The following is a 17,971-nucleotide window of genomic DNA, read 5'->3' on the forward strand; positions in this document are numbered from 1 at the left end:
GGGATCGATGTCTGATGTATGTCCAACACACGGCGACATCGCTGTCCTCGCGAGGAAGCCGCTGAGAACCCGCGGCGGTGCCGGTGTCTCAGGTGGTCGTCGGCTCAGCGGCTCCGCCGCTGACAGGAAACCGACACGACCCGCCGGGCAGGTTCAGGGACGGGCAGTGCGGTTCCGCCACCCCGGTGCTACGCGAACCGAGCACCACTAAGGAACTCCAGATCAGTCGACCCGGGCGCGGAGGCCGTCGAGGACGAGGTCGAGGCTCTGCTCGAAGTCGGCGTGCCCGCCGGGTTCGCGGTCGATGGCGCCCGCGCTGGCGGCTTGCAGCGCGGTCTGCTCCTCGTTGGTGTGGCCGAACACGAGGTGCAGGAAGGTGCGGGTGGCGACGTCGACCAGTTCGGCGGGCAGTCCCCCGTCGGTGAGCGCGGCCCGCAGCCTGCCCGCCGGTTCGTCCTCGCCGAGGCCGAAGGTGTGGGCGGTGGCGACGACTTCGGCGCCGTCGCGGTAGGCGAGCATCGCGTCGCGCAGTTCGGTGCAGATCTCCACCACCCGGGCGTCCCACTCGCGGGCGCGGTGCGGCCGCCGCCCGCGGCGCACGATCTCGTCGGCGACGGCGGCCAGCAACGACTGCTTGTTCGGCACGTGGTGGTAGAGCGCGCTGGGCTGCACGCCGAGTTCGGCGGCCAGCCGCCGCATGGTCAGCGATTCGAGCCCGTAGTCGTCCAGGACCGCGAGGGCGCGGTCGATGACGTCGCCGCGGTGGTAGCGCACGTGGTTCCTCCCGTTGACGGTCCGGCACCTCCAGTTTAACCTGAACGCCGTTCACCTGAACGGTGTTCAGGTCGCCGACCTCTGGAGCAACGATGACCAGCGACTTCGACCGGCTCGCCGACGCGATCCTCGCGGGCAGCCCGGCCGACCCCGACGACGCGCTCGCGGTGCTGCGCGCCGCCGACGCCGAGCTGCTGCACGTGGTGGCCGCGGCGGGCCGGCTGCGCCGCGCGCACTTCGGCAACACCGTGAAGGTCAACTACCTGGTGAACCTGAAATCGGGGCTGTGCCCGGAGAACTGCAACTACTGCTCGCAGGCGCTCGGCTCCAGCGCCCCCATCCTCAAGTACTCCTGGCTGTCCCAGGACGCCGCGCTCGACCAGGCCGCGGCGGGCCTGCACGGCGGGGCCTGCCGGGTGTGCCTGGTCGCCTCCGGACGCGGTCCCTCCGACCGGGACGTCGACAAGGTCGCCGACCTGGCGGGCGCGCTGAAGCGGCAGCACCCGGACGTGGAGGTCTGCGCCTGCCTCGGACTGCTCAAGGACGGTCAGGCGCAGCGGCTCAAGGACGCCGGGGTCGACGCCTACAACCACAACATCAACACCGCCGAGAGCCACCACGCCGAGATCGTGCAGACCCACACCTACGCGGACCGGGTGGACACCGTGCAGCGCGCGAAGGACGCCGGGCTCTCCCCCTGCTCCGGGCTCATCGCCGGGCTCGGCGAGACGGACGAGCAGCTGGTGGAAGCGCTGTTCGCGCTGCGCGAGCTGGATTCCGACTCGATCCCGGTGAACTTCCTGATCCCGTTCGACGGCACCCCGTTCCAGCACACCTGGGACCTCACCCCCACCCGCTGCCTGCTGGTGCTGGCGATGGCGCGGTTCGTCTGCCCGGACCGGGAGATCCGCATCGCCGGCGGCCGCGAGCTGCACCTGCGGTCGGTGCAGTCGATCGCGCTGCACCTGGCGAACTCGATCTTCCTCGGCGACTACCTGACCTCCGAGGGGCAGGAGGCCGAGCGGGACCTGGAGCTGATCCGCGACGGCGGCTTCGTGGTCCTCGGGTCCGAGCAGGACCTCGCGCAGCGGGCCGAACCCGCGATCCGCCGCCGCGGCGCGGGCACCGACGTGCTGCCGAACGCGTGACCGCGGACGGCGGCGCGCTGCTCCGGCGGGACCGGGCGCAGCTGTGGCACCCGTACTCGTCGATGACCGATCCGGCGCCGGCACGGCTGGTCACCGGCGCGGCCGGCAGCAGGATCACCCTGGACGGGATCGGGCCGGTGGTGGACGGGATGTCCTCCTGGTGGTCGGCGGTGCACGGCTACCGGCACCCGGTGCTGGACGAGGCGGTGCGCAGGCAGGTCGACCGGATGTCGCACGTCATGTTCGGCGGCCTCACCCACGAACCGGCGGTCGAACTCGCCGGGCGGCTCGTGGAGCTCACCGGGCTCGACCACGTCTTCCTCGCCGATTCCGGTTCGGTGGCGGTGGAAGTGGCGATGAAGATGGCGTTGCAGCACCAGCGCGGCACCGGCCGGCCCGCCCGGAACCGGTTCCTCACCGTCCGCGGCGGTTACCACGGCGACACCTTCGACTGCATGAGCGTGTGCGATCCGGTGGGCGGCATGCACTCGATGTGGTCCGGGCTGCTGCCGCCGCAGGTGTTCGGCGACCTGCCACCGGAGCACGACGCCGAGGTTCCGGCGTGGGCGCAGCGGTTCCGGGCGCTCGCCGCCGAGCACGCCGACCGGCTCGCCGGGCTCGTCGTCGAACCGCTGTTGCAGGGCGCGGGCGGGATGCGGCCGTACTCCCCCGCCTGCCTGCGGGTGTTCCGCGAGGTCGCCGACGAGCACGGGCTCGTGCTGATCTTCGACGAGATCGCCACCGGGTTCGGCCGCACCGGGCACTTCTTCGCCGCCGACGCCGCCGGGGTGCGCCCGGACGTGATGTGCGTCGGCAAGGCGCTCACCGGCGGCTACCTGTCGCTGGCCGCGGCGGTGTGCAGCACCGAGGTCGCGCGGGGCGTGTCCGCGTCCGAGTCGGGTGCGCTGCTGCACGGCCCGACGTTCATGGGGAATCCGCTGGCGTGCGCGGTCGCCTGCGCCTCCCTGGACCTGCTGTCCACTTCGGACTGGGCGGCGCAGGTGCGGCGGATCGGCGCGGGATTGCAGGTGCTACACCGGATTCCGGCCGCCGAGGTCCGGGTGCTCGGCGCGGTCGGGGTGGTGCGGCTCGACCACCAGGTGGACGTGGCGCGGGCGACCGAGGCGGCGCTGGCGCACGGGGTGTGGCTGCGGCCGTTCCGCGACCTGATCTACACGATGCCGCCGTACGTGTGCGACGACGCGGACATCGCGGCCGTGTGCGCCGCCATCGCCGCCGCGGCGGAGGCGGGATGAGCGGCTGGGACGGCTGGCTCGCCGCGCAGCGGGCCGAGCGGGAACGCGCTGGGTTGCAGCGCGAGCTGCGGCCGCGGGCGGCCGACGAGGAGCTGCTGGACCTCGCGGGCAACGACTACCTCGGGTTGCGCCGCCACCCGGAGGTGCGGCGTGCCGCCGCCGCGGCCGGCTGGGAGTGGGGTGCCGGTGCGGGCGCCTCGCGGCTGGTCACCGGCACCACGACGCTGCACGCCGAACTGGAGCGGGAGCTCGCCGGGTTCGCGGGCCGGGAGTCGGCGCTGGTGCTCTCCACCGGCTACCAGGCGAACCTGGCCGCGGTCACCGCGCTGGCCGGGAAGGACGCGCTGATCGTCTCCGACGCGCACGCGCACGCCTCGCTGATCGACGCGGCGCGGCTGTCCCGGGCGGCGATCGAGGTGGTCCCGCACCACGACGTGGCCGCGGTCCGCGCGGCGCTGGCCGCGGCGGGCGGGCGACGGGCGCTGGTGCTCACCGAGTCGATCTTCTCGGTGCTCGGGGACGCGGCACCGCTGCCGGAGCTGGCGGCGGTGTGCGCCGAGCACGACGCGCTGCTCGTCGTCGACGAGGCGCACGGGCTCGGCGTCGCCGGGCACGGCGGGCGCGGGCTCGTGCACGCGCGCGGGCTGGCCGGGCATCCGCACGTGGTGGTGACCGCGACGCTGTCGAAATCGTTCGGCGCGATGGGCGGCGCGGTGCTCGGCTCGGCGGCGCTGATCGACCACCTGGTCAACCGGGCGCGCCCGTTCGTCTTCGACACCGCACTGGCCCCGGCACCGGCGGCGGGCGCGCTGGCCGCGCTGCGGTTGCTGCGGCGGAATCCCGGGCTGCCCGCGCGGATCCACGAGCGCGGGGCGGCACTGGCCGCACGGCTCGGCGTGCCGGAGTCGGCGGGCGCGGTGCTGTCGGTGCCGATGCCGTCGCCGCGGTCCGCGCTCGCCGCGCAGGCCGCGGTGCTGGCCGCCGGGGTCCGGGTCGGGTGCTTCCGGCCGCCGTCGGTGCCGGACGGGGTGTCCCGGCTGCGCGCCACCACTTCGGCCGGGCTCGGCGAGGCGGACTGGTCGCGGGCGCTCGACGTGCTCGCGCGGGTCGTCGGCGAGCAGCGCGCGGCAGGGCGGTGGACCGCGTGATCACCGTCGTGACCGGTACCGGCACCGGGGTCGGCAAGACCGTGGCGACCGCGGCGCTCGCGGTCCGCGCCGGGCCGCAGGCGCTCGTGGTGAAGCCCGCGCAGACCGGCGTCGGGACCGACCGGCCCGACGTGGACGTGGTGCGGGCGCTCGCCGGGTGCGCGGTCGCCGAACTCGTGCGGCTGGCGGACCCGCTCGCGCCGGACACCGCGGCCCGGTTGCGCGGCGTCGAGATCCCGCCGGTCGCCGCGCACGCCGCCCGCATCCGCGAGCTCGCCCGCGGGCACGACCCGGTGCTCGTGGAAGGGGCCGGCGGAGTGCTGGTGCGCCTCGACACGGCGGGCGGGACGGTGCTGGACCTGGCCGTGGACCTCGCCCGGGACCACCCGGTGCGGGTGGTGCTGGTGACCGGGCTGGGCCTGGGCACGCTCAACCACACCGAGCTGGCGGTCGGCGCGCTGCGCTCCCGCGGCCTGGAACCGGGACTGGTGCTCGGTTCGGTCCCGGCCGAGCTCGACCAGGCCGAGCGGTGCAACCTCGCCGAACTCCCCCGCGTCACCGGAGCGCCCGTGTTCGGCGCCCTCCCCGCGGGAGCCGGGAACCTCCCGCCCGACCGCTTCCGCCACCTCGCCCCCGCCTGGTTCACCGGGGAACCCGCCCCCGACTCCCGAGGTCGGTGCGACGTCACCCGTTGACGAGACCGCCGTCGACGACGAGGTTCTGGCCGGTGACCGCCCGAGACCACGGGGAGGCGAAGAACAGCACCGCGTCGGCGAACTCCTCCGGGGTGACGACCCGCCGCAGCGGGGTGCCCGCGGCGATCCCGTCGAAGACGGCCTCGGGGGTGGCGGCGCTGGCGTCGGTGGTGCGCAGCAACCCGCCGGAGACCATGTTCACCAGGATCCCCTCCGGCCCGAGGTCGGCGGCGAGGGTGCGGGTCAGCGACAGCAGCGCGGCCTTGCCCGCCGTGTAGTCGTGGTAGGGCACCACGGGGTGCTGGAACAGGTTGGTGCCGATGTTGACGACCCGCCCGGCGCCGCGCTCCCGCATCCCGGGCAGCGCGGCCTGCACGGTGTGCAGCGCGCCGCGGACGGTGCCGCCGAACTGGGCGGCGAACTCGTCCCAGCGGATGCGGTCCGCCGGGGAGCGCTGGTCGCCGTTGAAGGAGAAGTCGGCGAGCGCGTTGTTGACCACGGTGGCCACCGGCGTGCCGAAGTGCTCCCGGCACGCCGCGAACAGGTCCGCGACCTGCCGTTCGTCGGTGACGTCGGCCTGCACGGCCAGCGCCCGGTCCGCGCCGATGCTCGCCGCGAGCTCCTCGGCGGCGTCCCGGCTGTACCGGTAGTCGATCACGACCTGGGCGCCCTGGGCGGCGAACGCCCGCACCAGGGCCGCGCCGAGCCCGCGTCCGCCGCCGGTGATCAGCACCGGTCCGTCGACGATCCCCGCACTGCGCATGGTCCTCCCGTCGGTGTTCAGCCCACTTCGGCCGGTCCGGTGAACTGGGCCTGGTGCAGCCGCGCGTAGGCGCCGCCCTTCGCGACCAGCTCGTCGTGGGTGCCCTGTTCGACGATGTCGCCGCGCTCCAGCACCAGGATCACATCGGCGTCGCGGATGGTGGAGAGCCGGTGCGCGATGACGAACGCGGTGCGGCCGGTGCGCAGCGTGGCCATGGCGCGCTGGATGAGCGTCTCGGTGCGGGTGTCGACGGAGCTGGTCGCCTCGTCCAGGATGAGGATCGCCGGGTCGGCGAGGAACGCCCGCGCGATGGTGATCAGCTGCTTCTCCCCCGCGCTGACCCCGGTGCCCTCGTCGTCGATGACGGTGTCGTAGCCGTCGGGCAGGCTGCGGGCGAAGTGGTCGACGTGCGCGGCCTTCGCCGCGGCCACCACTTCCTCGCGGGTGGCGTTCTGCCTGCCGTAGGCGATGTTCTCGGCGATGGTGCCGCCGAACAGCCAGGTGTCCTGCAGGACCATGCCGGTGGCGGCGCGCAGCCGTTCCCGGGACATGGCGCGGGTGTCCTCGCCGTCGAGGGTGATCCGGCCGCCGGTGACCTCGTAGAACCGCATCAGCAGGTTGACCAGCGTGGACTTGCCCGCGCCGGTGGGTCCGACGATGGCGACGGTGGCACCGGGTTCGGCGACCAGCGACAGGTCCTCGATCAGCGGTTCGTCCGGGTCGTAGCGGAACGCGACGTGCTCGAACTCGACGCGGCCGCGGGGGCGTTCGGTCTTCGGCGCCAGGTCCGGGGACGGTTCCTGCTCGGGCGCGTCGAGCAGCGCGAAGACCCGTTCGGCGGAGGCCAGGCCGGACTGCACCAGGTTCGCCATGCTCGCTACCTGGGTGAGCGGCTGGCTGAACTGCCGCGAGTACTGCACGAACGCCTGCACGTCGCCGATGGTCAGCGCCCCGGCCGAGACCCGCAGCGCGCCGACGACGGCGACGAGCAGGTAGTTCAGGTTGCTGAGGAACATCATGCTCGGCTGGATCACGCCGGACAGGAACTGCGCGCGGAACGAGGCCTTGGTCAGCGCTTCGTTGCGCTGCCGGAAGATCTCGGCGGATTCGCGACCCCGACCGAAGGCCTTGATGGTGGCGTGCCCGGTGTACATCTCCTCGACGTGCCCGTTGAGCTCGCCGGTGCTCTTCCACTGGGCCGCGAACTGCGGCTGCGCGCGCTTGCCGATCAGGATGGTGACCAGCGCCGAGATCGGGATGCTGACCAGCGCGAACACCGCCAGCAGCGGGGAGATGACGAACATCACCGCCAGCACACCGAGGATGGTCAGCACCGAGGTGATCACCTGCGAGAACGTCTGCTGCAGCGATTGCCCGACGTTGTCGATGTCGTTGGTGACCCGGCTGAGCACTTCGCCGCGGGATTGCCGGTCGAAGTGGCTCACCGGCAGCTTCGCCAGCTTCTCCTCCGCGTCCCGGCGCAGCCGGCTGGCGGTGCGCTGCACCGCGCCGTTGATCAGCCGGGCCTGGGCGACGCCGAACAGCCAGGATCCGACGTACACCGCCAGCGCCACCAGCAGCACGGTCCCGACGGCGCCGAAGTCGACGCCGGTGCCGCGGATGCCGCCCGCGACGACGAGGTCGGTGGCCTGCCCCAGGTAGCGCGGGCCCAGGACGCTGAGCAGCACGCTCACCACGGCCAGCACCAGCACCGCGATCAGCAGCGGTCGTTCGGGCCGCAGCAGCCCGAGCAGGCGACGGCCCGCGGTGGCGAACCCTTCCGGCCGGTTGTTGCCCGCCATGCCGGGACGTCCGGGGCCGGTCATGCCGCTTCCTCTTCGGTGAGCTGGGACAGGACGATCTCCCGGTAGGTCTCGTTGTCGCGCATCAGTTCGTGGTGGGTGCCGATGCCGACGAGCTCGCCCGCATCGAGCACGAGGATGCGGTCGGCGTCGCGGATGGTGCTGACCCGCTGGGCGACGATCACGACGGTCGCGTCGGCGGTGTCCCGGCGCAGCGCGGCGCGCACTTCGGCGTCGGTGGCGTAGTCGAGCGCGGAGAACGAGTCGTCGAACAGGTAGATCTCGGGGCGCCGCACCAGGGCTCTGGCGATCGCGAGCCGCTGCCGCTGGCCCCCGGAGACGTTGCCGCCGCCCTGGGACAGCTCGGCGTCGAGGCCGCCGGGCAGTGCGCGCACGAAGTCGGCGGCCGCGGCGACCTCCAGCGCGTGCCACAGGTCCTCGTCGGTGGCATCCGGGTCGCCGTGGCGCAGGTTGCTCGCGATGGTGCCGGAGAACAGGTAGGGCCGTTGCGGCACGTAGGAGACGGTGCGGGTCAGCAGGTCCGGGTCGATCTCCCGCACGTCCACCCCGTCGATGCGGATGGCGCCGTCGGTGGCGTCGGACAGCCGCGGGATGAGGTTGACCAGGGTGCTCTTGCCGCTGCCGGTGCTGCCGATGATCGCGGTGGTCTCCCCCGGCCCGGCTTCGAAGCCGATGCCGTGCAGCACCGGCTGTTCCGCGCCGGGATAGCGGAATCCGACGTCGTGCAGCGCGAGCCTGCCGTGCCCGGTGAGCTCGCGGACGGGGTGTTCCGGCAGCCGCACGGTGGTCTCGGTGTCGAGCACCTCCTGGATGCGTTCGGCGCAGACCTCGGCGCGCGGGATCATCATGAACATGAACGTCGCCATCATCACCGACATGAGGATCTGCATCAGGTAGGCGAGGAACGCGACGAGCGCCCCGACCTGCATGCTGCCGTCGTCGATGCGCCCGGCGCCGAACCAGGTGACGGCGACGCTGGAGATGTTCACGACGGCCAGCACGGTCGGGAACATCAGCGCCATCAGGTTGCCGACGCGCAGGGCGCTGCCGGTGAGCTCGGCGTTGGCGGCGCCGAAGCGGCGCTGCTCGTGCAGGTCCTTGCCGAACGCGCGGATCACCTGCAGGCCGTTGATCTGCTCGCGCAGCACCCGGTTGACGGTGTCGATGCGCTGCTGCATCTCGCGGAACACCGGGCGCAGCCGGGACACCAGCACGCCGATGAACGCGCCGAGCACCGGCACGATCACCAGCAGCAGCCCGGACAGCGGCACGTCCTGGTTGAGGGCCAGCAGAATGCCGCCGACGCACATGATCGGCGCGGTGATCATCATCGCGCAGGTCATCAGCACCAGCATCTGGATCTGCTGGACGTCGTTGGTGGTGCGGGTGATCAGCGATGGCGCGCCGAACCGGCCGACCTCGCGACCGGAGAAGGACTGCACCTGGTCGAACACGGAGGCCCGCAGGTCCCCGCCCAGCGACATCGCGATGCGCGCGGCGAAGCCGACGGCGGCGATCGAGCAGACCAGCTGCAGCAGCGACACCGCGAGCATCACGGCGCCGATGCGGAGGATGTAGCCCTCGTCGCCGGTGAGCACTCCGCGGTCGATGATGTCGGCGTTGAGCGTCGGCAGGTAGAGGGTGGCGACCGTCTGGACCAGCTGGAGCAGCACCAGCAGGACGATCGACGACCGGTAGGGCCTCAGGTGGGCCCGCAGCAATCGGAGCAGCACGCGATCTCTCTACGGTTCGGGGAGGTCGCCGCGATCGGCGGCGGACCATCGACCAGCTTAAACCGCGGCCACGACAGGGCCGGTGCCTCGGGCGGTGCTGATCGCCGTCGGTGATCCCGGTGGGACGCGCTGTGCCCGTGGTCGCCGGATTCGCCCGCTTGGTGCGGAATTCGCGGGCGCCCGGCCTCCACCGGACGGTAGCGGACCCGGCCGCGGCGGCCGGGTCCGCGGCACACCGGTCAGCTCTCCGGCGCGAGCACCCGGAGCATCTCGACGGCCTGCGGGCGGTCCACCACGAGCCGGGTGATCAGCCCGGCGCGGGCGGCGGCGATGGTGGCGCGGGCGCGGTACTCGCCGAAGCTGGTGGCGATCCGCTGCGGCACCCGCCGCAGCTGCTCGGCGGTGATCCCGACGATCCGGTCGTCGAGCCCGGTGCGCACGTCGGCGCCGTCGGCATCGAAGACGCGGCCGCTGACGTCGCCGACGGCGCCGGCCGCCGCGACCTGCTCGGCGAGTTCGCCGGGCACCAGCGGGTGCACCGCCGAGCCGTGCTCGCTCCACTGCCCCACCGACACCACGGCGACGTCGAGGTGTTCGACGCGTTCCAGGCAACGGGCGATCTCGGGCTGGGCGCGCAGCGCGGCGGCGGTGCCCGCGTCGGCGACGAACAGCGGCGCGTAGAAGGGGTGCGCGGTGCCGCCCGCGATGCGGGCGACCTCGCGGGTGACCTCCACCGAGCCGAGCCGGTCGCCGGGGAAGGTCAGCGCGCCCGCCAGCTGCACCACGTGGCACGGCACCAGGCGGTGCAGCCGCGCGGGCAGCCGTTCGATCACCCGGCTCCAGGTGAGGCCCACCGACTGGCCGTCGCGCACGACCTCGCCGAGGACGGTGGCGAGCGCGGCGGCGATCGCATCGGCGGTGAGCTCGCCGTCCGGGCCGGGCCCGACCACGACGGCCGCGTCGATGCCGAGGGCCGCGGCCAGCCGCCGTTCGAGCCCGTCGTCGGCGTCCGGGGCCTCGGCGTCCGGGTCGCCGATGCTGATCCGCACCAGCCCGGATTCCCGCGCCTCCCGCAGCACCCGCGCGACCTGCCAGCGGCTGAGCCCGGTCCGCCGCGCGATCTCCACCTTGGAGCGGTCCGCCAGGTAGTAGTCGCGGGCCACCCGCAGCACGAGGTCCTCGCCGATGGCCGTCGAGCGGCCGTCCACCGCACCCATCAGATCCCCTAACGCGCATCTGAGCGTTGTCGTGCGCAGCGATTTCGCCCGTTGTGCGGGCACATTCGTCGTTGCTAGCATCCGCGCTCAACGAATGAGCGACATCATATCGCACATCTGAGCACTGCTCTCGACATGCTCTCGGCTCGAGGAGTTCCCATGACCGCAGCGACGCCGCCGCAGTCCTCCTGGCGAGCGGTCCGCGCCGCCTTCTCCGGCAGCTTCATCGAGTGGTACGACTTCTACCTCTTCGGCACCGCCGCCGCGCTGATCTTCCCGAAGCTGTTCTTCCCCGGCGGCGACCACACCGTCAGCGTCATCGAGTCCTTCGGCGCCTTCGCCGCCGGATTCCTCACCCGGCCGCTCGGCGCGCTGCTGTTCGGGCACTTCGGCGATCGCATCGGCCGCAAGCCGGCGCTGATGGTCACCGTCGTGCTGATCGGCGCCGTGACCTGCGCCATCGGCCTGCTGCCGACCTACGAGACGATCGGCCCGTGGGCCGCGGTCGCGCTGATCGCGCTGCGGATGCTGCAGGGCATCGGCATCGGCGGCGAGTTCGGCGGCGGCTCGCTGCTCGCGCTGGAGTCCGCGCCCGCCGGGCGGCGCGGCTTCATGGGCAGCTTCCACCAGATGGGCACGCCCGCCGGGCTGCTCGTGTCCACCGGGCTGATCAGCCTGGTGAGCCTGCTGCCGGAGGAGCGGTTCCTCGCCTGGGGCTGGCGGATCCCGTTCCTGCTCAGCGGCGTGTTCGTGGTGCTCGCCCTGATCGCGCGCTCCCGCGTCCCGGAGACCGCCGCGTTCCGCGCCGCCGGACCGGTCGACCGCATCCCGCTGGTGACGCTGCTGCGCGAGGACTGGCGGAACGTGCTGCTGGGCACCGGCGCCCGGATGGCCGACGCCGTCACCTTCAACGTGATCAACGTGTTCGCGATCTCGTTCGCGACCGCGCGGCTCGGGCTGGACGAGTCGATGATCCTGAACGGGTTCGTGCTCGCCGCCGCCGTCGAACTCGTGCTGGTCCCGTTCATCGGCAGGCTCTCCGACCGCGTCGGGCGACGGCCGGTGTACCTGTTCGGCGTGGTGCTGTGCGGGGCGGGCGGACTGCTGTACTTCCCGGTGCTGGCGACGGGGAACGCGGTGCTGGTCTGGCTGGCGATCGTGGTGCTGGTGGCGGTGGGCACCGGGTGCATGTTCGCCATTCAGGGCGCGTACTTCGCGGAGATGTTCACCACCGGCACCCGCTACACCGGGCTCGGCGTGGTCTACCAGGGCTCGGCGCTGCTCGGCGGCGCGCCGACCCCCGCGATCGCGCTGTCGCTGGCCGCCGCGTTCGGCTACTCGTACTGGCCACCCGCGCTGTACCTGTGCGGCCTGTGCCTGCTCAGCGCGATCTGCGTGCTGCTCACGAAGGAAACGCACCGCACCGACCTGGTCGAGGACGCCCCCGCTCGATGAAGGAGAGCACCATGACGGATCCGCGCCCGAACATCGTGCTGGTCATGACCGACCAGCAGCGGTTCGACTCCATCGCCGCGCTGGGGCACGAGCACGTCGACACCCCGAACCTGGACCGGCTCGCGCGCGGCGGCGCCGCGTTCACCCGCGCCTACGTGGCCTCGCCGTCCTGCGCCCCGTCGCGGGCGAGCCTGTTCACCGGCCTGTACCCGCACACCTCCGGGGTGCTGCGCAACGACGACCGCTGGTCGCACTCGTGGGTGGAGGACCTCGCCGCGGCCGGTTACCGCTGCACCAGCATCGGCAAGATGCACACCTACCCGTACGAGGCCTCGGTCGGTTTCGCCGAGCGGCACGTGGTGGAGAACAAGGACCGCGCGCACCCGAACCTGCCGTTCTTCCTGGACCAGTGGGACAAGGCGCTGTGGATCAGGGGCGAGGAGAAGCCGAGCCGCGTCACCTACCGCCGCCGCGCGGACTACGGGGAACGGCTCGGCGCGTTCGAGTGGGAGCCGCCCGAGGACCTGCACGCCGACAACTTCGTCGGCGACCTGGCCCGGTACTGGCTGGACACCTACCCGGACCACGACGCGCCGTTCTTCCTCCAGGTCGGCTTCCCCGGCCCGCACCCGCCGTACGACCCGCCGCCGCGCCACCTCGACCCGTACCGGGAGCGGGAGATGCCCGCCGCGCACCGGGATCCGGGCGACCTGGCCGCGCAGCCGGAACCGCTGCAGGCGCTGCGCCGCCAGCACCTGGACAACGACCACGACGCGATCGTGCACCTGGCCGACCCGACCGAGGAGCAGCTGCAGCGGCAGCGCAGGCACTACTACGCCAACGTCACGCTCATCGACGAGCAGGTCGGCGGGCTGCTGGACGCGCTGGAGCGGCGCGGGGTGCTGGAGAACACGGTCGTCGTGTTCACCTCCGACCACGGCGATGCGCTCGGCGACCACGGGCATTCGCAGAAGTGGACGATGTACGAGCCGAGCGTGCACGTCCCGCTGCTGATCTGGGGGCCGGGCCGGGTGCGGCCGGGGCTGGTGCTGGACGGGCTGACCTCGCTGATGGACATCGGCCCGACCGTGCTGGAGCTGGCCGGGCTGACCCCGCCGCCGTGGATGGAGGCCGAGTCGCTGCGGCCCGCGCTGGACGGCGCGGAGTGGTCCGGGCGCACCGAGGTGTTCTCGGAGCACGCGCGGGACTTCATCCTCACCGACACCGAGCTGATGACGATGGTCCGCGACGAGCGGTTCAAGCTCGTCGAGTTCTCCGACCACGAGCGCGGCCAGCTGTTCGACCTGGCCGCCGACCCGGCCGAGGAGCACGACCTGTGGTCCGCCCCCGAGCACCGCGGGACCCGGGACCGGCTGCACGAGTCCATCCACCGCTGGCGGGTCCGCAGCGCCTTGCACACCTCCACCTGGGCGAAGGACTTCCGCTGACCACCGCCCGCCGAGCACCGTCCGATGTGGACGCTGGGTGCGGTGCGGTCAGATGACGGTGCCCACGTCCTGGGCGATGAGCTCGTCGGTGGCCCGCTCGGCGACGGCGGCGATGGTCATGGACGGGTTGCAGGCGGCGCTGGTGCCGGGCAGCAGCGCGCCGTCGAGCACGTAGAGCCCGCGCTGGCCGAGCACCCGGCCGGCCAGGTCGCAGACCGAGCCCATCGACGCCCCGCCGAGCGGGTGCCAGGTGTTCGGCACCAGCGAGGTGGTGTCCAGCCGCACGGCGCCGTCCCCGGCGACGCGGGCGACGCGCTCGTCGACGTGCCGGGCCAGCTCGGCGTCGCCGTCGTGCGGCCAGTGCAGCACGGCGTCGTCGGTGCGCGGGTCGTAGACGAACTCGCCGCGGCCGTCGCTGACCCCGTAGCCGACGAGCATGGTGGTGCGCAGGTCCCCGATCGGCGGGATCGACGCCTGGATGACCGTGTTGGCCCGCGCCGGGTCGTCCCACTCCAGGCTGCCGTAGACGACCGGGCCGCCCTGGGGCGAGCCGAAGTCCTCGGCGAAGCTGGTCCAGGTGTAGATGCGGTCGCCGTTGGAGCCCCAGCCGGAACCGAGCCCGTCCGGCAGGTCGCGGATCTGCTCCTTCGCCGCGGCCCGCATCAGCAGCTTGGTGGTGTTCGCGGTCCCGGCCGCCATCACCAGCGCCCCGGCCGTGATGATCTTCTGTTCGAGCACGGTGCCGTCGGTGGCGATCCGGTCCACGTGCACCTGCCAGCGCCCGTCGCGGGCCCGTGCCACGTCGGTGACGTGGTGCTGGGGGGCGACGGTGACCTTGCCGGTGGCCTCGGCGGCGGCGAGGTAGGTGACGTCGACGGAGTGCTTGCCGCCGTTGTTCACCCCGAACGCGCAATCCCCGTTGGTGTAGGACGCCTTGAACTCGCCGGTGAGCTCGCGCAGCGCGTAGTCCCAGTCGATCGGCATCGGGATCTTCGACAGCGGGTACCCGGCGCGCTCGACGCCGCGGGCGAACGCGCGGGAGGGCGCGTAGGTCGGGCTCGCGATCAGCTCGTCCGGCGCGGTCGCCACCCGCAGCATCGACGCGACCCGCGGGTAGTGCTCCCGGGCCATCCGCCGGTAGTCGAGCCGCTCGGGCAGCGTCGCGTTGAACACGTCCTCGTCCGGTTGCAGCGTCATGCCCTGGTAGACCAGCGAGCCGCCGCCGACGCCCGCGGCGCACATGATGTCCATGCCGCGGCCCGGGATCTGCTCGATCAGCCCGGTGCGGCGGTCGAACGGCGCGAGCTCCACGCCGAACAGCGAAGGCGTGGAACCCAGCCAGGAGATCCGCGAGTCGGGCCGGGTGATGCTCGGGAAGGTGTCCGCGTTCGGCCCGGTGGGCCAGCGGGCGCCGCGTTCCAGCACGAGCACCGGCACCCCGGCCTGGGCGAAGCGCAGCGCGGTGACGCCGCCGCCGAAACCGGAGCCGATGACGACGACCCGGTGCTCCTCGCGGGTCAGCCGCACCCGGTTCGCCGCGGCGGCCCGCGGTGCCGCGAACGCGGCCAGTCCGGTGGCGGCGGCTCCGGCGAGGACGGAACGTCGGCTCAGTTCGGGCATGCGGGCTCCTGCTCGGTCGGGGCTCGGGCGGCGTCGTCGCTGATCACAGCGGGCGGATGGCTCGGAAGCGTAGGGAATCGAACCGAGAGCGGAAACCGGTCGACGTTCTCACTACGCACGGGTAGCATCACGCGTCGTGCGTGAACGGCGAGTGTTGCTGACCCCGCAGCGCACCGACGCCCGCCGCAACCGCGAGATGATCCTGCGCGCGGCGGACGAGGCGTTCGCCGAAGGCGCCGATTCCGTGCAGATCGAGGAGATCGCGCGCCGCGCGGGCCTCGGCCGCGCCACCGTCTACCGCCACTTCTCCGACCGGCACGCGCTGGCCACCACCGTCGCCGCGCACCGCATCGAAGCGCTCGAACGCCTCGTCAGCACCGCGGAACGCGAACGCCGCCCGTTCCGCGACCTGCTGCACTTCGTGCTGTCCGACCAGGTGGTGCGACGGCCGCTGGTCCACCTCATCCGGCAGCTGCCCGAGCAGGAGCAACGGCGCTTCGCCGACGCCCTGATCGCCGCGCTCACCCCCGCGTTCCGCCGCGCGCAGGCCGCGGCCGAGGTGCGCGCCGACCTCGAACCCGCCGACCTGATGCTCGTGCTGGAGATGATCGAAGGGGCGCTGGCGTCGAAGCTGCTGCGCTCGGGCGACGACGCGGTGCGCAAGCTGCTGTCCGTCACCCTCGACGGGCTCTGCCCCCGCCGCTGAACCGGCGTCCCCGCACCGCACGGGCCGCTCGGACGCGTTCAAGCGCGACGACTGCCAGCCTGAGCGCATGGTTCGGATCGGATACACGTTGATGACCGAGCAGTCCGGCCCGCGCGCGCTGGTGCGCCACGCCCCGCTCGCCGAGGACGCGGGCTACGACTTCGCGGTGCTGAGCGACCACTACTCGCCCTGGCTGGACGCCCAAGCCCACTCGCCGTACGCGTGGAGCGTGCTGGGCGCCGTCACCCAGGTGACCGAGCGGCTGGAGCTGATGACGTACGTGACCGCGCCCATCCTGCGCTACCACCCGGCGATCGTGGCGCAGAAGGCCGCGACGATCGGCCTGCTCTCGCAGGACCGGTTCACCCTCGGGCTCGGCGCCGGGGAGAACCTCAACGAGCACGTGGTGGGCCGCGGCTGGCCGTCCGTCGGCGTCCGGCACGAGATGCTCGTCGAAGCCGTCGAGATCATCCGCGCGCTCTCCGGCGGCGACCGGCTCGACTACGCCGGGGAGCACTTCCGCGTCGACGCCGGGAAGTTGTGGGACGTGCCCGCGCGGCCGGTGCCGATCGGCATCGCCGTGTCCGGGCCCGAATCCACCGCCCGGTTCGCGCCGCTCGCCGAGACGATGATCGCCACCGATCCCAGCGAAGCGCTGTGCCGCGGTTGGGACTCCGCCGGTGGCGGCGACCGGAAGGTCGGGCAGCTGCCGGTGTCCTGGGGCACCGACCGGGACGCGGCGGTCAAGCGGGCGCACGAGCAGTTCCGCTGGTTCGCCGGCGGCTGGCGGGTCAACGCGGACCTGCCCGGACCGGCCGGGTTCGCCGCCGCGACCCGGTTCGTGCGGCCCGAGGACGTGGCCGAGAACATCCCGTGCGGCCCCGACGCCGAGCCGATCGTCGACGCCGTCACCTCGTTCCGGGACTGCGGGTTCACCGACGTGGCCCTGGTGCAGATCGGCGGGGACGACCACCAGGACGCCTTCTTCGAGTTCTCCCGGCGGGAACTCCTGCCCCGGCTGCGCAGCCTCCTCGGCTGAAGCCCGGCTCCTCCTGCCGGCCGGGTGGCGGAACCTCACGGCCTGTCTCGCTGCTTCTCCGCGTAGTGCCCGGGTGGCGGAACCTCAGCGGCTTCGCCGCTGGCAGGACACCGACAAGAACCCGCCGGGCAGGTTCGGAGACAGGCAGCCAGCGGCTCCCCGGCGGGATCGAGTGCGCCGGTGGCGACACCACCGGAGAAGTCGCCGTCCGCGCGGGGGTCGCCAGGGACCCGCCGGGGGACTCAGCCGTTCCGCCGCTGCCGAGCGGAGGACGCGGCCGCGCTCGGCGTTCGGCGCGGCCGTCCGGCCCCAGCGGGCGCCGCGGTCACCGGCGGATCGTGCGGAACTGGACCGTCGCGTCGTCCACCGCGGGGAGCTGGACCGTGCGGTCCTCGTCGACGGCGTCCTCGCCGCGGACGCCGCCGAAGTCGTCGAACTCGTCGAAGTGCTCGTGCTCGTCGCGGTCGTCGTAGTCGGCGAAGTCGTCCCAGCCGTCGTCGCCGCCGCCGAGCACCAGCTCACCCGCGGACGTCGCGCGCAGCCGCCCGACCAGCGGGGTGATCCGCTCGGCCAGCAGCGGCAGCAGCGCCGCCACGGCCCCGCCCAGCAGCAGGCCCACCAGCACGTCGTGCGGGTAGTGCACGCCGATGAACACCCGGGACAGCCCGGTCAGCAGCCCGACCACGACCGCGGCCCAGCCCCAGCTGCGGCGCGCGCAGAACAGGCCGATCGCGGCGGCCGCGGCGATCGTGGAGTGGTTGCTGGGGAACGACCAGTCGCCGAGTTCCGGGCAGGACGCGATGAAGTCCGCGTGCGCGACCGCGCGGCACGGCCGGTCCTCCTGGATGAAGGACTTGAGGACCTCGCTGAGCACGTAGGCGAGCGCGGTGCCCAGCGGCGGCAGCACGGCGCGCGCCATCACGTGGTCCTCGTCGTTGCGCGCCTGGACGAACAGCACGGCGAAGGCGGCGAGGAAACCGATGATCGCGGCCTCGGTGAAGAACTCGGCGAACGCCTGCAACCACTCCGGGCTCGCCGCGCCCGCACCCGCGATGCCCCGGTACAGGTCGGAGCTCACGCCGGGCACGTAGGGGTTCGGCTCGGCGGCCAACGACGGCTGAACGGCAGGTGTCGACATTCCCAACA

15 protein-coding genes are annotated in these 17,971 nt (G+C 73.0%); 8 read left to right on the top strand and 7 right to left on the bottom strand.

Going from position 1 to position 17,971, the window contains the following annotated elements; translation table 11 throughout:
• Window positions 1-222 precede the first annotated feature (222 nt).
• Window positions 223-774 carry a TetR/AcrR family transcriptional regulator C-terminal domain-containing protein gene (locus AC29IT_RS24630; RefSeq protein ID WP_358436744.1) on the bottom strand — a complete coding sequence of 184 codons (552 nt, stop codon included), beginning with the start codon at window positions 772-774 and terminating at the stop codon, window positions 223-225.
• A gap of 92 nt (window positions 775-866) precedes the next feature.
• Between AC29IT_RS24630 and bioB the strand changes: the two genes are divergently transcribed.
• The 4 genes from bioB to bioD are packed head-to-tail and all read left to right on the top strand — an operon-like array spanning window position 867 to window position 5,021.
• Window positions 867-1,922 carry a biotin synthase BioB gene (bioB, locus tag AC29IT_RS24635; protein ID WP_488220257.1) on the top strand — a complete coding sequence of 352 codons (1,056 nt, stop codon included), beginning with the start codon at window positions 867-869 and terminating at the stop codon, window positions 1,920-1,922.
• On the top strand, window positions 1,919-3,178 hold the full coding sequence (locus tag AC29IT_RS24640) for an adenosylmethionine--8-amino-7-oxononanoate transaminase (protein ID WP_488220258.1): 1,260 nt from the start codon (window positions 1,919-1,921) through the stop codon (window positions 3,176-3,178). The genes bioB and AC29IT_RS24640 overlap by 4 nt, the downstream gene beginning before the upstream one ends.
• Window positions 3,175-4,326, top strand: a complete 1,152-nt coding sequence (locus tag AC29IT_RS24645) for an 8-amino-7-oxononanoate synthase (RefSeq protein WP_488220259.1) — start codon at window positions 3,175-3,177, stop codon at window positions 4,324-4,326. The genes AC29IT_RS24640 and AC29IT_RS24645 overlap by 4 nt, the downstream gene beginning before the upstream one ends.
• Window positions 4,323-5,021 carry a dethiobiotin synthase gene (gene bioD, locus AC29IT_RS24650; RefSeq protein ID WP_358436755.1) on the top strand — a complete coding sequence of 233 codons (699 nt, stop codon included), beginning with the start codon at window positions 4,323-4,325 and terminating at the stop codon, window positions 5,019-5,021. Before AC29IT_RS24645 ends, bioD begins: the two co-directional genes overlap by 4 nt.
• Here bioD and AC29IT_RS24655 read toward each other — a convergent pair.
• From AC29IT_RS24655 to AC29IT_RS24670, 4 genes are all read right to left on the bottom strand, one after another.
• Window positions 5,011-5,784: a 3-oxoacyl-ACP reductase gene (locus tag AC29IT_RS24655; protein WP_488220260.1), complete on the bottom strand. Its 774-nt coding sequence runs from the start codon at window positions 5,782-5,784 to the stop codon at window positions 5,011-5,013. The two genes, bioD and AC29IT_RS24655, sit on opposite strands and share 11 nt — an antisense overlap.
• 17 nt (window positions 5,785-5,801) lie before the next feature.
• Window positions 5,802-7,610, bottom strand: coding sequence for an ABC transporter ATP-binding protein (locus AC29IT_RS24660; protein ID WP_488220261.1), 1,809 nt, complete (start codon window positions 7,608-7,610; stop codon window positions 5,802-5,804).
• Window positions 7,607-9,340: an ABC transporter ATP-binding protein gene (locus AC29IT_RS24665; protein WP_488220262.1), complete on the bottom strand. Its 1,734-nt coding sequence runs from the start codon at window positions 9,338-9,340 to the stop codon at window positions 7,607-7,609. The genes AC29IT_RS24660 and AC29IT_RS24665 overlap by 4 nt, the downstream gene beginning before the upstream one ends.
• A 239-nt stretch (window positions 9,341-9,579) precedes the next feature.
• Window positions 9,580-10,557 carry a sugar-binding transcriptional regulator gene (locus tag AC29IT_RS24670; protein ID WP_488220263.1) on the bottom strand — a complete coding sequence of 326 codons (978 nt, stop codon included), beginning with the start codon at window positions 10,555-10,557 and terminating at the stop codon, window positions 9,580-9,582.
• A gap of 159 nt (window positions 10,558-10,716) precedes the next feature.
• Here AC29IT_RS24670 and AC29IT_RS24675 point away from each other — a divergent pair, with 159 nt between their 5' ends.
• Together AC29IT_RS24675 and AC29IT_RS24680 are read left to right on the top strand one after the other, a co-directional pair.
• On the top strand, window positions 10,717-12,012 hold the full coding sequence (locus AC29IT_RS24675) for an MFS transporter (RefSeq protein WP_488220264.1): 1,296 nt from the start codon (window positions 10,717-10,719) through the stop codon (window positions 12,010-12,012).
• An 11-nt stretch (window positions 12,013-12,023) separates the two neighbouring features.
• Window positions 12,024-13,460, top strand: coding sequence for a sulfatase family protein (locus tag AC29IT_RS24680; RefSeq protein ID WP_488220265.1), 1,437 nt, complete (start codon window positions 12,024-12,026; stop codon window positions 13,458-13,460).
• Between the two features lie 48 nt (window positions 13,461-13,508).
• Here AC29IT_RS24680 and AC29IT_RS24685 read toward each other — a convergent pair whose 3' ends face one another.
• Window positions 13,509-15,080: a GMC oxidoreductase gene (locus AC29IT_RS24685; protein WP_488220266.1), complete on the bottom strand. Its 1,572-nt coding sequence runs from the start codon at window positions 15,078-15,080 to the stop codon at window positions 13,509-13,511.
• 136 nt (window positions 15,081-15,216) lie between these two features.
• Between AC29IT_RS24685 and AC29IT_RS24690 the strand changes: the two genes are divergently transcribed.
• Together AC29IT_RS24690 and AC29IT_RS24695 are read left to right on the top strand one after the other, a co-directional pair.
• Complete coding sequence (locus AC29IT_RS24690) at window positions 15,217-15,786, top strand: TetR/AcrR family transcriptional regulator (protein ID WP_358436769.1); 570 nt, start codon at window positions 15,217-15,219, stop codon at window positions 15,784-15,786.
• A gap of 67 nt (window positions 15,787-15,853) precedes the next feature.
• Window positions 15,854-16,825, top strand: a complete 972-nt coding sequence (locus tag AC29IT_RS24695; RefSeq protein WP_358436771.1) for a TIGR03557 family F420-dependent LLM class oxidoreductase — start codon at window positions 15,854-15,856, stop codon at window positions 16,823-16,825.
• Between the two features lie 325 nt (window positions 16,826-17,150).
• Here AC29IT_RS24695 and AC29IT_RS24700 read toward each other — a convergent pair whose 3' ends face one another.
• Window positions 17,151-17,963 (bottom strand): phosphatase PAP2 family protein, encoded by an 813-nt coding sequence (locus tag AC29IT_RS24700; RefSeq protein ID WP_358436773.1) that lies wholly within the window; start codon window positions 17,961-17,963, stop codon window positions 17,151-17,153.
• Between the last annotated feature and the right edge of the window lie 8 nt (window positions 17,964-17,971).

This window comes from Saccharopolyspora sp. MMCC62 (assembly GCF_057736575.1).